This window comes from Lapidilactobacillus concavus DSM 17758 (genome assembly GCF_001435835.1).
GTDB lineage: Bacteria > Bacillota > Bacilli > Lactobacillales > Lactobacillaceae > Lapidilactobacillus > Lapidilactobacillus concavus.
The window spans coordinates 30,559-44,625 of record NZ_AZFX01000060.1 but is presented as its reverse complement, the minus strand read 5'-3'; the positions used below and the strand labels follow the sequence as shown (position 1 = coordinate 44,625).

The following is a 14,067-nucleotide window of genomic DNA, read 5'->3' as shown; positions in this document are numbered from 1 at the left end:
TAGACGCTTATAATCATACGGGGAAGGTCTTCCCTTTTTCAATACTCATTTACACATACACAAAATATTTTACACTCTCTTTTTGAATGAATTACCATATTTTAAGACCATCAATCCCACAGTTGAGAATGTCACAGAATGGTTATTCGATCTGATCACGCCAAAACTCGAGGAATTATCGGCACGCTTGATTCGAATTGAAGTGAGTGAGTCGCCGACACGCTCATATTGTATCTCGGTGGAAGACGACTAGGTTGCCCTTTACAAAGGTGTCAGCATTCGATCTGATAAAGTTATCCCCGGACGATTAGACAAACTGCCTGATTATCTGAGTATATTTTTTGCAGTCTGGGGTGATTTCGACTGGGTGACGCGCTTCAGTGAATCCTGGACGGGTTATAGGAATACACCGCGTATTTATTGACATTTATTGCCCCGTGCCCGGGACTTTTGTATACTGAAATTGAAAGTTGTTGGAGGTGAATGTCTGTGGCGATTAAAGCATCAACTGAACGACCATTATTTAGACAAAAGACGCCCTGGTATAAGAAGCTCATTTCGTTCATTCAAGCGGTGGTTAGTCGGGTGATTTCGAGTAACATCAGCAATTCGGCGAAGGTGATCACCTACTATATGTTACTGTCGTTTTTCCCATTAGTTATCTTTGCGGGAAACATCTTGCCATTACTGAATCTCGATTCGAAGACGATCGTGACCTATCTCGAGATGGCATTTCCTTCGCGGATTGTGCCGTTAGTCAAGCCAATTGTGACCTCACTGCTAGGTAAAAGCAGCGGTGGGTTACTATCCTTTGGTGTGATCGCCACCCTGTGGGCAGGGAGTCGTGGCATCAATGCCATTAGAAATAGTATGAACGATGCTTATCAGATTGATAGCTCAAAGATTTATAGTGATGTCGCCATCCAAAATGCAATCGTCCGGCGTTTGCTTTCATTTATCTTAACCTTTATTTTTATTGTGAGTTTATTGGCCATTATCGTGATTTTTACATTTGGGCAACAGGTGCTGGAATGGGTGATTCCAACCTTCCATCTCTCCAATACGATTTTAGATGTCTTCCTGACTTGGAAGTGGCCAGTCGTCGTGACTGTGATTTCGCTGGTGATTATGTTTTTACAATTCTTTTTACCCGCGGCTCATTTGAAATTATGGACCATTTTACCGGGGACACTTTTTACGGCCGGCACCTGGTTGTTACTGACTCAAGGTTTCTCACTCTATGTGCGTTACTTTGCGCGGTCGTTCAATAGTTATGGCACGATTGGGACCTTCATTGTTGCGTTGTTATGGCTGAACTTTGCGGCCACTTTACTCATGATTGGGACTGTCATAAATGCTGTCTTCAATGAATCTTGGCACGGTGAACAGAGACCCTATAATAGTCGACTCTCCAAATTATTGAATCGATAGTTATCGAACGAGACTTTAATTGTGACACCTTTCATGATATGCTTGAACATATAAAAGCATGAGATCTAAGTGATTAATTGGACGTTGACAGATCGTCATGTGAGGAGGATTTTTTGGAGATGAAAGTTCGTAAAGCAGTTATTCCCGCAGCAGGTTTCGGGACTCGCTTTTTGCCTGCAACTAAGGCGATGGCTAAGGAAATGTTGCCAATTGTTGACAAGCCAACTATTCAATTCATCGTTGAAGAGGCCAAGGCATCTGGTATTGAAGATATTTTGGTGATCACGGGTAAAGGCAAGCGGCCAATCGAAGATCATTTCGATTCCGTGCCTGAACTTGAGCAGAATCTGCGCGAAAAGGGCAAGACGGAAATGTTGAAGTTGGTCCAAGAAACCACTGAGATGGGGATCAACCTGTATTTCACACGTCAATCACATCCACTCGGTTTGGGTGATGCGGTTCGGCAGGCGAAGTCATTTGTTGCAGACGAACCATTCGTTGTGATGCTTGGTGATGATTTGATGGAAGACAAGGTGCCTTTGACTAAGCAACTGATCGACGACTACGACAAGACACATGCTTCGACGTTAGCAGTCATGCAAGTCCCTAAGGAAGATGTTTCGGCCTATGGGGTGATCGATCCCGAAGGTGAAACAAGCCCTGGTCTGTACAATGTGCGGAAGTTTGTCGAGAAGCCTAAGGTTGAAGAAGCCCCAAGTAATTTGGCAATCATCGGACGTTATTTATTAACACCAGAGATTTTCAGTATTCTTGAACATCAGAAACCGGGTCGTGGTGGTGAAATTCAATTAACCGATGCCATCGACGTCATGAACAAGACGCAGCGCGTTTTTGCCCACGAATTCAAGGGACGTCGTTACGACGTTGGTAATAAATTCGGCTATGTGAAGACCAGTATCGAGTTCGGCCTGCGTCATCCTGAGATCAAAGATGATTTACGTCAGTTGATTATCAGCTTGGGTCATCAATTAGAAGCAGAAGATCAGAAGAACGCTAAAAAATAAATAAATGCCCATCTGAGCTGGAATAATTTCCGGCTTCAATGGGCATTTTTATGTGTTTAGGTATTTTTGAGGGATAATTTCGTCTCGGCAATCACTTTTTCCGGTGACCAATCGCGTGATGGTGAGATGATTTTGTGCAATCTACGTCGATTCTCAATTCAACCAAGCTTTTTGATCCGCGAGTTTGAACCCAAAGATGGGGCGTGGTTGTTGTTCAACCCATAAATAAACGGGCAGATGGTGATACTCGGGTTTATTGAGTAGCATTTTTAATTCCCATTGTTTCAAAGATTTTGATTGTTTGGTTGTGGTGATGATCAGGCGAGTGGGTTCTGGCCGAACGAGTATGAGTCCGTAAACCTGTCCATCAAATCGATAAAAGAAGGGGACTTGCTTGTTAATATCTTGGATGAGTTGAAGTAGATCGATGACTAACATAGGCACCTCATAACTTTTTAATTAACTAACTGATAGAGATAAAGTTATAACATTTGTTTAAAATAAATCTCATCACAAGACAAAATTTATTTTTTCGGTTATCCTATAGGCTAGCAGTTTTTAACTGAGTGGTAAAGCTTAAAGTTCAATCAAATGCAAGAGGAGTTTTATTTTTTGGAAAAGATCGTCATTGTTGCAGCAAAACGGACGCCAATCGGCAAATTTCGTGGACAATTCAAACAGATGAGCGCAGTTGAACTGGGGATTGCCTGCTTAAACGGTATTCTGTCCGAGCAACCGATTGCCGATCAAATCGATCAAGTTTTGATTGGAAACGTCTTAGGAGCTGGTCTAGGACAAAATCCTGCCAGACAGATTGCCATGGGGAGTGGCTTGCCAAATCGAGTGACAGCCACAACCATCAATGATGTCTGTGGCTCAAGTCTGAAGGCATTGCACTATGCGCAGTTGAGTCTATTGTCTGGCGAAGCAAATGTTGTGGTCGCCGGTGGGGTTGAGAGCATGTCAAATGCACCCTTGCTATTGCAGCGACCAGATAAGAAGCAACCGGTTGATCGCCAAGGCTTGCTGATTGACAGTCTCTTTGCGGATGGTCTGACCGACGCGATGACGCAAGAGGCGATGGGTAAAGAAATCGAGCAGCTGGTCGCCCAGCGCCACTACACCCGCCAACAACAAGATGACTATGCGAACCGATCACAGCAGAAGGCAGCAAAAGCGGCAGCAGACCAGCTATTCGATGCTGAGATTGTACCGATTCGCGTGGATGACCAATGGTTAACTCACGACGAATCAGTTCGGTCCGCGACAACTTTGGAAGGCTTAGCGGCCTTACGTCCATCTTTCGCAGCGGATGGCACAATTACAGCTGGTAATGCGTCACCTTTGAACGATGGCGCGAGCATGGTCGTTTTGACCACAGCAAGTTATGCGCAAACTCAACATTGGCCAATTTTAGCAGCTGTCGGTGAATTTTCCGAAGTGGGTGTTGCCTCACCGGATTTTGGAATCGCTCCAATTCAGGCCATTCAAAATGTTTTAACGAAGGCTCATTTACAGGTCACTGATATTGACCGTTATGAATTAAACGAAGCCTTCGCTGCACAAGCTATCGCCGTTCAGGAGGGCGCTAAGATCCCCGTAGAGCGATTAAACGTCACGGGTGGGGCAATTGCCTTGGGACACCCTCTCGGTGCCACAGGGACGCGTTTAATCGTGACGTTGGCACACGCGTTGCAGCGCGACGACAAACAACATGGCATTGCAACGCTATGTATTGGTGGCGGCCAAGGGATTGCCGTACATTTAACTCGAGAAGGTTAATGATCATGAAGTTTTACCAATTATCACGCGCGGATCGATTGACTTGGTTGAAGCAAGCCGGTTATCTGACCGACGAGAGTGAGCAACGATTATTAGCGCAGACGCCACTAGCCGAGGCGGTCCTGAGTGCAATGGTTGAAAATAGCCTTAGCGAATTCGGTTTGCCAATGGGTGTTGCCGATCATTTTTTGATCGATGGTCATGAGTATTTCGTGCCTATGGTAACGGAGGAGCCTTCTGTGATTGCTGCGGCTAGCAATGGGGCTAAACGTGTTGCAGCCAGTGGCGGTTTTCAGACGGTTGAGGTTTCCCATTTACTTAAGGCGCAAGTTATTATCAACGGTGTCACCAATCAAGTGTCACTGACTAAACGACTCACTGACGCCCAGTCGGCCATTGAAACGGTTGTCATTGAGGCTCATCCCAGCTTACAAAAACGTGGCGGTGGGCTGCGGCAAATCGAAATCAATCACTTCGCGGATGGTTACAGCGAACTGGCGCTTTGGATCGATCCGGTCGCCGCATTTGGCGCCAACATGGCCAACACCATTGCCGAAGCGGTTGGGACTTACATCCAACAGGCGCTACTCAAGAAAGACGAACAAGTTCTAGCTGCCGTCTTGAGTAATTCTGGTGAAAAGATGACAGTCACGGTAACTTGCCAAGTTGATTTCACACAGTTAGCGACCGCAGAATTTTCTGGGCAACAGGTGGCACTCAAAATCGCCGCCCTCAACCATTACGCCGCACTTGACATTGATCGTGCAGCGACCGAAAATAAAGGCATCCTCAATGGCATTTTTGCCGTTGGATTGGCGACTGGTAATGATTTGCGGGCAATTAGTGCCGCGGTTACCGATTATTTGTGTGGCGCGAATCGACCGGTGCTCTCAACTTGGCAGCTTGATCAACATGCCGAGGTTTTACGGGGTCGACTCACGATTCCCTTGCCAGTTGGTCGTGTTGGTGGTGCGATCAATTCACTGCCAAACGCACAAGTCAGTTTGGAACTCTTGCAACATCCCTCAGTTGAAACACTCATGAGTATTATCGCCAGCGTCGGGTTAGCCAACAACTTAGCCGCGTTGCGTGCTTTGGTCACCAATGGCATTCAAGCCGGTCATATGGCATTACAAACGGCCAATTTAGCCATTCAGGCTGGTGCCACAGGCGAGGAGATTGGTTGGGTCCAACAACAATTGAACCAGCACCAACCTGCGAATCTCGCGCTGGCTCAGCAACTTTTACAACAATTTAGAAATAGAGGTTGATCGAAGAAATGAGTTTAGAAAAAATTGGGATCGATAAAATTGGGTTTTACACGCCTGAGTTTTATCTCGATTTGGCTGATTTAGCACAGGCACGCGCTGTTGATCCTAATAAGTTCAAAATTGGTATTGGCCAAGATGAACAAGCGGTTTTACCTTTGGATCAGGATGTCGTCACGATGGCGGCAAATGCCTCTGCGCCAATTTTGGCACCGAAGGATCGTTCTGAGATCGATCTGATTATCTTCGCCTCGGAAAGTGGTATCGATCAATCTAAGGCTGGTGCGCTGTACCTGCAACGATTATTAGGACTGAATCAATCTGCAAGAGCGTTTGAAATCAAAGAGGCCTGTTACGGGGCCACTGCCGGCTTGCAAATGGCCTATGATCATCTTGCGGCCCATCCCGATAGCCAAAAGGTACTCGTGGTCGCGGCTGATGTTGCGCGTTATGGACTCGAAACCGCGGGCGAAGTGACTCAAGGCGCCGGAGCAGTCTCAATGCTGGTCACCCGTGCACCAAGAATTTTGGCTTTAAGCCAGCCAACTGCCTACTTCAGCGAAGAAATTATGGATTTCTGGCGTCCGAATTATTCAGACACGGCGTTTGCGGAAGGTAAATATTCCACCGAACAATATTTACGTTTTTTGGAAATTGTGTGGCACGATTATCAGCAAAAAACAAAGACGCAACTCACGGATTTTGCGGCGCTATTATTCCACATTCCGTTTACAAAGCTCGGCTTGAAAGGATTGTGCCAAATGACGGCGGATGCTGATCAGGAGACCAAAGCACGCTTTTTACAGGTTTTTGAAACAGCAACGATTTATAATCGACAAGTGGGCAATATTTATACGGGTTCGTTGTATCTTAGTTTGCTTTCGTTATTGCAAAAGGGTGACTTATCAGCAGGCGCAAAACTCGGACTATTCAGTTATGGCTCAGGTGCAGTCGGTGAGTTCTTTGCCGGCGAGCTCCAAAGCAATTTTGAATCGATGAGCCAACTCGCCGATGTGGAAACGTTATTGGCACAACGCCAGAAGCTGACGGTTGCTGAATATGAGCGGCTATTTAAACAAACCTTGCCAATCGATGGCAGCACGCTGACGATTGATCCAATTTCTCAGCATGCGCAGTTCCGCCTGACTGGTATCAGCGGTCATCAACGACAATATAAATAATTGACGAGCCCCAATTGAATTAAGAATGAAAAAAGTGAGGAGAGATGTGAAAATGAAAATTACCGCTTATGGTGTGAACCAAACTGAAACAACTTTTTTGCAACAACTTGCGCAGGAACGTGGTTTTGAATTGACGTTGGTCAAAGAATGGGCAAGTGCAGAAAACCTTGATCTGGCCGCAGGTAGCGCTGCAATTAACAGTCTGCAAACGGGTCCCTATGATGAACCACTTTTTGCTAAAATGGCTGCCTTACACATCCCACTGCTAGCACTGAGGAACGTTGGAACGGATAACATTGATTTTGCTGCAGCCAAGAAGTATGGCATTCAAATTAGCAACGTGCCAGTTTATTCACCCGAAACAATTACCGAGTTTGTCTTAATGAGTGCCTTGCGTTTATTGCGCCGCTCGAAGGAGATGGACCTCGCCATTAGCGCCGGCGAATTGAATCCAGCCAAAAAAATGGTCGGCCGTCAATTGAGCACACAAGTTGTGGGTGTTGTTGGGACCGGTCATATCGGCTACACCGTCGCAACATTAATGCATCAAATCGGTGCAGAAGTGATTGCCTACGATGCCTACCCAAGAAAAGATGCGCCAGATTGGTTACACTATCAATCCAGTTTGGAGACTTTGTTGCAGCGTGCAGATGTCTTAACTTTGCACGTGCCCGGGTTGAAAGCTAATGACCATTTATTGAACGCGGAACGTCTCGCGATGCTGCCCGATGACGCAATTGTGATCAACACCGGCCGTGGCAACCTCATCGACACGGCTGCCTTGATCAACGCGTTGAACACTGGTAAATTAGCGGGTGCAGCCATCGATACCTTCGAATTCGAGTCGACCATTGAAGATCAGATTCAGTCTGGACAAGCGCCGAGTGAATCGCATTATCTTCAATTGCAGGATATGCCGAATGTGATCATGACCCCACATATTGCTTATCATTCACTTGGCGCCGTTGAAAATATGGTCAAAATTGCTATCGACAACATTTTCAGTTTCACCCAAGACGGTAGCTTGATCAATCCAGTTGAAGGGTAATTAATCTGATTAAATTAAATGTTGACCGGCTGCTAGAAATTTGTATCTCAGCTTCAGATAAGTGATTGAATGCGAAAAAACGTTTAGGAATTTGACTTATGTGAACTGAACCCCCGATGTTGGACCAAATCCAATACCGGGGGTTTTCATATGTCTAAGTTCTCAAAAGAGTTTAAGTTTAGAGTTGTTCAAGAATATCTCAATTCTTCTGTTGGGATCGGTCAACTTGCACGCAAATACGGTATCAAGTCAGATGCGTCCATTCTTAAATGGGTTAATCAATATCAAGTATTCGGCGAAGAAGGACTTGAAGTTAGAAGACCAACATTTATTTATGATGGTTCATTCAAGGTAAATGTTTTAAAATGGTAGAAAAAAGCGCAGCAACCAAAAAGTTGTCTGCGCTAATCTAGAATCGATCTTGACTGATTTAAGCTTTGAGTAAAGGTAACGTTGGTTTCCCAAAGTAACTGCCTTCGAGGTAGTCAATATAGGTCTGGGTCTGTAACCATTCGTTCATCGCTTCAGATTCAACACCGTCGAGGATGAATTCAACGTGCCAAGTATCGGCCATCTTACCCCAGAATTGGATATCCTTTTGTAAAACTTCGTAGGATTCTTCGTTGGTCGTCTTGAACGTAATCGCATTTTCTTCAACCTCTTCTGCGGATTGAATCTTCAAGTTGATGCCGTCCATGTACTTCAAGCTTTCGTTGATGCGATCGAAGTGTCTGTTGGTTCCAACTTGAGTCAACACGATTTTGATGTTGTGCTGGTGATAAAACTCTGCCATCGGAATTAATATTTCTAGGGCAGGAACTCGCTTCAACTGAACGTACAAGGTGTCAGGTCCATCAGGACTATTGAAGAATTTGACGAGTTCATTTGCAACACTCTGGTCGAGCAAGCCGGCAACTGAAAGATCGACGACGATTGCTTGATAGTGACTGTTGATCAATGTCTCGCGCATCATTTCGATGCGGGTATCGATGTCAAGGTGAACGTGACCGGAACAATGCCATTCTTGCTTGCTGGCATCGTAGCTTTCAAGGACAAGTTCATTCGCGACACGACGACGCTCGAGATTATTGGAAACCGGATAAACTCCTTTGACAAAATAGGCGAGATTAGCTTTGACGGCATCATCACGAATATCTTGGGTCGCCCCATTGACGGTGATCACATCACGGCCATGACGTTTACTCGTATAGAGTGATTCATCAACACGTTTGTGAAGATCATCAGGGGACTTGTCGGTGAGTGCGAGTTCGCTTAAACCAGCTGAAATAGTCACGTGAATGTTTCGTTTGTCATAAACAAAGTCAGTCGAACGAATCTCACGCCAACAATGAATCAGGATTTGAAGAACTTCATCGACCGTACTGTTTGGGAAGATGATGGTCAGCTCCTCACCACCGGTTCGATAGAGCTGGTAGGATTCGCTATATTGGCTCAGAACATTACGTAAGCGCTCGGCCACCTCGGTCAGAATCTGATTTCCAGCAAGATGACGATACTCGTCATTAACGAGCTTAAAATGGTCAATATCTAGTAGGCCAATTGCTAATGGCTGATGCGTTGTGTGTGCGGTCCCGAAGTAATTGAAAACATCTTTTTGATAAGCCGTAAAGTTTTTGGCGCTGGTCAGTTCATCATAGTTGGCAAGATGAGCAATTAATTCATTATGCATGCCAGCGTTCTGTTGATAAATCGTTGATAGTTTCATTAAGAAGAACATTAACACGGCCTCGGTCTCGATGGCGGGTGTCATGGTCATGCTTGCCGAATGTGCGGGTAAGGTAAACCAAAAATCGAAGGCAATGGTGACCGACAGTAGCAGTCGAAGTCTAAACCGAGGGATGATGAGATCACGCTTGACCCAGATCAACACGAGAATCGCAACCAAGATAACTAGTGAGAGTGTGAAACGTAAACTACTCAAGTCATGAACATGGTGCATTCCCCAAACGACAATGAGAACAAAACTTCGGAAGATATGTTCGCCGAGATTCATCTGGTCATCAAAGAGTGAGAAGACCAAGATGAACAATCCCAAGTTATGATACATCATTGCGCTACTACCACTGATGTAGCCCATGGCGTGCATGACAGCCCCAGGCTCTAAGCTAAGTGCAAGCAACGCGGCACGAAAGAGTATCTTTTTACGCGCGGTGTGGTTTTTCACCTTAAACGAAACGTGCGGTTTTGAATTTCGGTATAGTAGTTTACAAATCCAGCAATAAAGAAAATGCCGATCGTGAGCTAACCAATCCAAGTCATGGTGGTCCCCAGTGCACTATGCGTCATCATTGATGAAGCCCCCCTTTGAAAAATGTTAAAATTGATTGAAAAGCAATCAATACCGAAATAGGGTCATGCCTAACTAATTAGTAAATAGGTTGAAATATGGCATAAATAAGTAATACCACTTTTTGCTTATTTAAAGTATGAAAATTTAGACATTTATCAAAAAAATATGCGTTTTTTTCAATTGACTGTTGTTCGCGATGACGGTCATAACGATAATTATCGAATATTGATGGATAGATATCCATTTATACATTTTGACCATTATGGCATAAAATACTGAATTTACGTTGATACTTTCATTCCGCTTTCATCTAGAATCACGTACTGAATGAATAATGTCCAATCAGAATGAAAAAATATTCATGAAAACGGTCAATGAAAACTTTTTTAAAGTTATGCTTGTTTTTTTGAAAAGAGCTTGATATAATTGCTTCACAACTTAATAAACAAACTGCTCAATCCAACACAGCAATAACTGTTGGATACGACCCATACTTGTGAAAGATCAAGGATGGGTCGTTTTTAGTTATCGGAGGGATTTTATGATTTGCTTTTGGGGACAATTGAGCTTCTCGCGTCAACCGCTAGTACCATTCGGCTACGAGCTGTTCATTCGCGAGGGCTCAGCAGACAATTGGCATGTGCCGACCGACTTCAATCGCTTCAGTGCACAACAAATAATTGATCTGCTAGTCAAAACCGCGCCAAATATTTCTAAAACGACACGTAATCTCTCAATCAATGCTGATGTCAAACAATTCGTGAATCCGTATTTTTATCGTGCTTTTGCACGTGTTGGGCAATTACTACCCAGTGTTAATTTGGCCATCGAACTCACAGAACATCCAGCGAAGAACCCCGTTACGGATGATGAATTAGTCACTGCTGCGCGTAATTATAATCGTTCAGGTATTCATATTATCATGGATGATGTTGGCTCTGGCGACAATCAGGTGTCACGCGTTCGCTTACTTAATCCGTATGTTCAAGAATATAAGTTTGCAATTCAAAATTTTCGCGGTAAGAAAAATTTCGATGAAATTCTAGAAGATTTAGCTTTCTGGCGCAAAGAAGCTTGCGATCACCGCAAGTTATTGACCATCGAAGGGATTGAGTCTGCCGATGATATTGCGGCACTTGACGCTTATCAAGTCGACATGCTACAAGGTTATTTCTTGAATCAACCCGTTTATTTACCGACACGTTCTGAACAGGTCGGCTAGAATTTCAGACTTGTTTCGGCGTTGGATACAGCGCCTATAATAATAGGAATACAAATAAAAGTGCAAGGTGATGGTTGAAGACATCATCTTGCACTCTTTATTTATCAAAACAATTAATAGTAGTAAACCAGGTCACTGGCAGCTGTAGGGTAGGCGGGAATTTGTCGTTGAAGCTGAGTGACTGTCGTTTGATTGTTGATCAAATTATTGAGATCGTTGATCAGCTCATCAGCAAGTGTCGAATAAACGACGGCGCCGACGATGAGTTGTGTTTGTTTGTCGATGACGGTAGTGACACGCGCGATAGGATCCTTGATCCGATTGAAAGTATACCAATGCGTGGTATCTTGTGCGTTGATCAAATATTGGTCTGGCGCGTTTTTGGCATCTTCAACCTTGACACCGGTTTGAGCAATCTGTGGACTCGCATAAACAACTTGTGGTACTGAAGGATAATCGATTGGTGCGGTCGTTTTGCCGAGAATGTCACTGGCGACATAGCGCCCCTCAAAGCTGGCGACGGGAGTTAGTTTAGGTTGTTTCTTTAAAAGCACATCGCCGATTCCGTAGATTCTTGGATTAGTCGTTTGTAAATGTCCATTGACGCGCAACCCTTTTTCAGCAACATCGACTTTAGCTGCTTGAAGGTTAAGCGAGTCCAGTTGTGGTCGACGCCCGATCGCAGCGAAGACAGCATCTACTTCAAGCGAGCCTTGATTCGTCGTCAATAATAAACCATCATCGATTTCTGAGACGGATTCAAGTTCGGTATCCCAATGGAAATTCACGCCATGATCAGACATCGCAGTCGCGAGTAATTGAGTGTAATTCTCAGGAAAATCACGCAAAATTCGTTGATTATGCTGCAATAGATGAACTTCTGCACCGGCATTTGCGGCAATATTAGCTAATTCGATGGCGACATAACCGCCACCCACAAAAGCAATGCGAGCGGGTAATTGATCTAAGTCCAAGAAGTCAGTACTCGTTTGCAGATAGTCGTGTCCCGGAATGTCTGGAATGACCGGAGTTTGTCCCGTTGCGATGATAAAATGATGACCTTCATAGACCTGACCATTGACCTTGAGTTGATTTTCGGAAATAAAATAGGGTTTCCCTTGAATTGTTGTGATACCAGCGGCCTTTAGACTGTTTAATGTACCGGCAGGGACTTTTTCGGTGTATGCCCGCTTAAACGTCATCAGTTTTGGCCAATCGATGGTAGGTGCTCCTTCAAGTCCATGACCTTGCAAATAGGTTGCTCTGTCCCGAGCTTCGACAGCTGAGTAAAGCATCTTCTTCGGATCACAGCCACGGTTAGGACAGGTCCCACCCCATAAATCGTCCTCGATGACAAGGACATCCTGTTGACTGGCCAATTGATGAGCGGCCGCTAAACCACCAGGACCGGCGCCAATCACGATCGTTGCAAATTTTTGAACCTCTTCAGACATACTAACTCCTCCATTTCCCTAGTCATATTTTGATTATAGTGCAATGCCGGCTGGGGAGAAAGTAATCAGATTGATGATGAAAGCCGATACCATTAACGTTGCAAGCGTAAAGTTTGTCTATAGTGTTGAGCTAGCATATTTCTTTTTTGAAGTCAGGGTGATTGTGTAAACTGAACTTAGAAGAATGTTCATCAAGTCAAAGAGGAGTGATCAAATGCCGTGGGACATGAAAGACTATCCGAGTTCGATGAAAAACTTGCAGAAACTTGTCCGAAAAAAAGCAATCGACATTGCCAACGCGTTACTTGCTGAAGGTTACGAGGATGACCGAGCGATTCCAATCGCGACCAGCCAGGCAGAAAAATGGTTCAAAGAAGCTAGCCCGACTGAAAAGCGAGCTTTTGAAAAAGAGGCAGCACCAACGAAGCAAGACCATCACCACAGACGCGGAAATCCCGAACTGATTGAGGCCGACGAAGAGGTGCGCCATCAAGATCAAGAATGGATCGTCATCGCAGACGGCGCGGAGAAAGCCAGTGATCAGTTTAAGCGCAAGACGGATGCCGTTAAACGCGGCAGAGAAATTGCGGCAAATAAAGAATCGAAGCTCAAGATTTATGGGAAAAATGGGGAACTGCAGAAGGAAATACAGCCACGAGTTGAAGAGTGAGCCGAAGTCGTTCCTGCTGTGGCATGTGTTGAACCGAAGTTGCTGCAGACAATGGGCATGCTAGCATGTGCATCGCCTCGCCGAAGTTGCTACGGAAAACGGTTGTTCCTGCTGTGGGGCCGGCTTCCGCCTTTTTGCAGCACGCTTCGCTTGCTGCAAAAATGGCTCCATCCTAAAATTGGAGCCTTCAAAATTCGAAGTCTCCAATTTACCCGTACTGTAAGTCCGCAAACGCGTTACGCAAGGCAGCAGTCTGCGCTTAACAACGATTTCTAAACGATTCGTAAACGAATCATTCAGAAATTATCGTTAATGCTCAACTGCAAAACGCCTTGCTTCATGCTCTCGCGGTCTAACAGTACTTTTACAGCCTCACAACCATTTTCCTTCGCAACTTCTGATTTAGGCGGTACTCAAAATAACCGGGTGTGATTTACTGGCAGCCTGTTTCTCAGAACTGAAAATGACGATTGCACTTTAAAATCGTGATTGTCTCAAATAGCGAAATTGAGACACGACTAATTTTCAGATTCACGCTAAATTACTTACCTCATCTGGTTGAAAATGATAAGTATTTTGGCGTGAATATTTGTATTAGTCGCGTGTCTAGAATGACAAATTGAGAAAATCGAATTTTTTTATGACTAGTTGCCGAAGTCGCTACGGAAAACGGTT

The 14,067-nt window shown here is 44.7% G+C and carries 13 protein-coding genes; 10 read left to right on the top strand and 3 right to left on the bottom strand.

The genetic code is table 11. The features are described from left to right. Positions 1-82: 82 nt before the first annotated feature. From FC15_RS09015 to galU, 3 genes are all read left to right on the top strand, one after another. Entirely contained in the window at positions 83-253 is a 171-nt protein-coding gene (locus tag FC15_RS09015) for a 6-carboxytetrahydropterin synthase (RefSeq protein WP_235803353.1), read from the top strand. A 236-nt stretch (positions 254-489) separates the two neighbouring features. Continuing rightward, the gene (locus tag FC15_RS06160; RefSeq protein ID WP_057824948.1) at positions 490-1,431 is read left to right on the top strand and encodes a YihY/virulence factor BrkB family protein; all 942 of its coding nucleotides are present in this window, start codon (positions 490-492) and stop codon (positions 1,429-1,431) included. A gap of 119 nt (positions 1,432-1,550) precedes the next feature. Further along, a complete protein-coding gene (gene galU / locus FC15_RS06155; RefSeq protein WP_057824946.1) occupies positions 1,551-2,456 on the top strand; it encodes a UTP--glucose-1-phosphate uridylyltransferase GalU in 906 nt (301 codons plus the stop codon). 153 nt (positions 2,457-2,609) lie between these two features. On the opposite strand, the gene FC15_RS06150 is transcribed toward galU, so the two are convergent. Continuing rightward, positions 2,610-2,894, bottom strand: a complete 285-nt coding sequence (locus FC15_RS06150) for a hypothetical protein (protein WP_057824944.1) — start codon at positions 2,892-2,894, stop codon at positions 2,610-2,612. Between the two features lie 174 nt (positions 2,895-3,068). On the opposite strand from FC15_RS06150, the gene FC15_RS06145 reads away from it, so the two are divergent. The 5 genes from FC15_RS06145 to FC15_RS06125 all read left to right on the top strand — a co-directional run bounded on the left by FC15_RS06145 (position 3,069) and on the right by FC15_RS06125 (position 8,107). Continuing rightward, positions 3,069-4,238, top strand: coding sequence for a thiolase family protein (locus tag FC15_RS06145; protein ID WP_057824942.1), 1,170 nt, complete (start codon positions 3,069-3,071; stop codon positions 4,236-4,238). A 5-nt stretch (positions 4,239-4,243) separates the two neighbouring features. After that, entirely contained in the window at positions 4,244-5,509 is a 1,266-nt protein-coding gene (locus FC15_RS06140; protein WP_162258409.1) for a hydroxymethylglutaryl-CoA reductase, degradative, read from the top strand. Between the two features lie 8 nt (positions 5,510-5,517). Next, entirely contained in the window at positions 5,518-6,687 is a 1,170-nt protein-coding gene (locus FC15_RS06135; RefSeq protein WP_057824956.1) for a hydroxymethylglutaryl-CoA synthase, read from the top strand. A 52-nt stretch (positions 6,688-6,739) separates the two neighbouring features. Beyond that, positions 6,740-7,735: an NAD(P)-dependent oxidoreductase gene (locus FC15_RS06130; protein ID WP_057824938.1), complete on the top strand. Its 996-nt coding sequence runs from the start codon at positions 6,740-6,742 to the stop codon at positions 7,733-7,735. Between the two features lie 150 nt (positions 7,736-7,885). Further along, positions 7,886-8,107 (top strand): IS3 family transposase, encoded by a 222-nt coding sequence (locus FC15_RS06125; protein ID WP_057824936.1) that lies wholly within the window; start codon positions 7,886-7,888, stop codon positions 8,105-8,107. Between the two features lie 58 nt (positions 8,108-8,165). Here FC15_RS06125 and FC15_RS06120 read toward each other — a convergent pair whose 3' ends face one another. Continuing rightward, on the bottom strand, positions 8,166-9,920 hold the full coding sequence (locus tag FC15_RS06120; protein WP_235803352.1) for a GGDEF domain-containing protein: 1,755 nt from the start codon (positions 9,918-9,920) through the stop codon (positions 8,166-8,168). 667 nt (positions 9,921-10,587) lie between these two features. Here FC15_RS06120 and FC15_RS06115 point away from each other — a divergent pair. Continuing rightward, a complete protein-coding gene (locus FC15_RS06115; RefSeq protein ID WP_057824932.1) occupies positions 10,588-11,268 on the top strand; it encodes an EAL domain-containing protein in 681 nt (226 codons plus the stop codon). Positions 11,269-11,381: 113 nt separating this feature from the next. Here FC15_RS06115 and FC15_RS06110 read toward each other — a convergent pair whose 3' ends face one another. Then, entirely contained in the window at positions 11,382-12,722 is a 1,341-nt protein-coding gene (locus FC15_RS06110) for a dihydrolipoyl dehydrogenase family protein (RefSeq protein ID WP_057824929.1), read from the bottom strand. A 214-nt stretch (positions 12,723-12,936) separates the two neighbouring features. Between FC15_RS06110 and FC15_RS06105 the strand changes: the two genes are divergently transcribed. Then, positions 12,937-13,392, top strand: coding sequence for a DUF2188 domain-containing protein (locus tag FC15_RS06105; RefSeq protein ID WP_057824927.1), 456 nt, complete (start codon positions 12,937-12,939; stop codon positions 13,390-13,392). Positions 13,393-14,067: the final 675 nt, after the last annotated feature.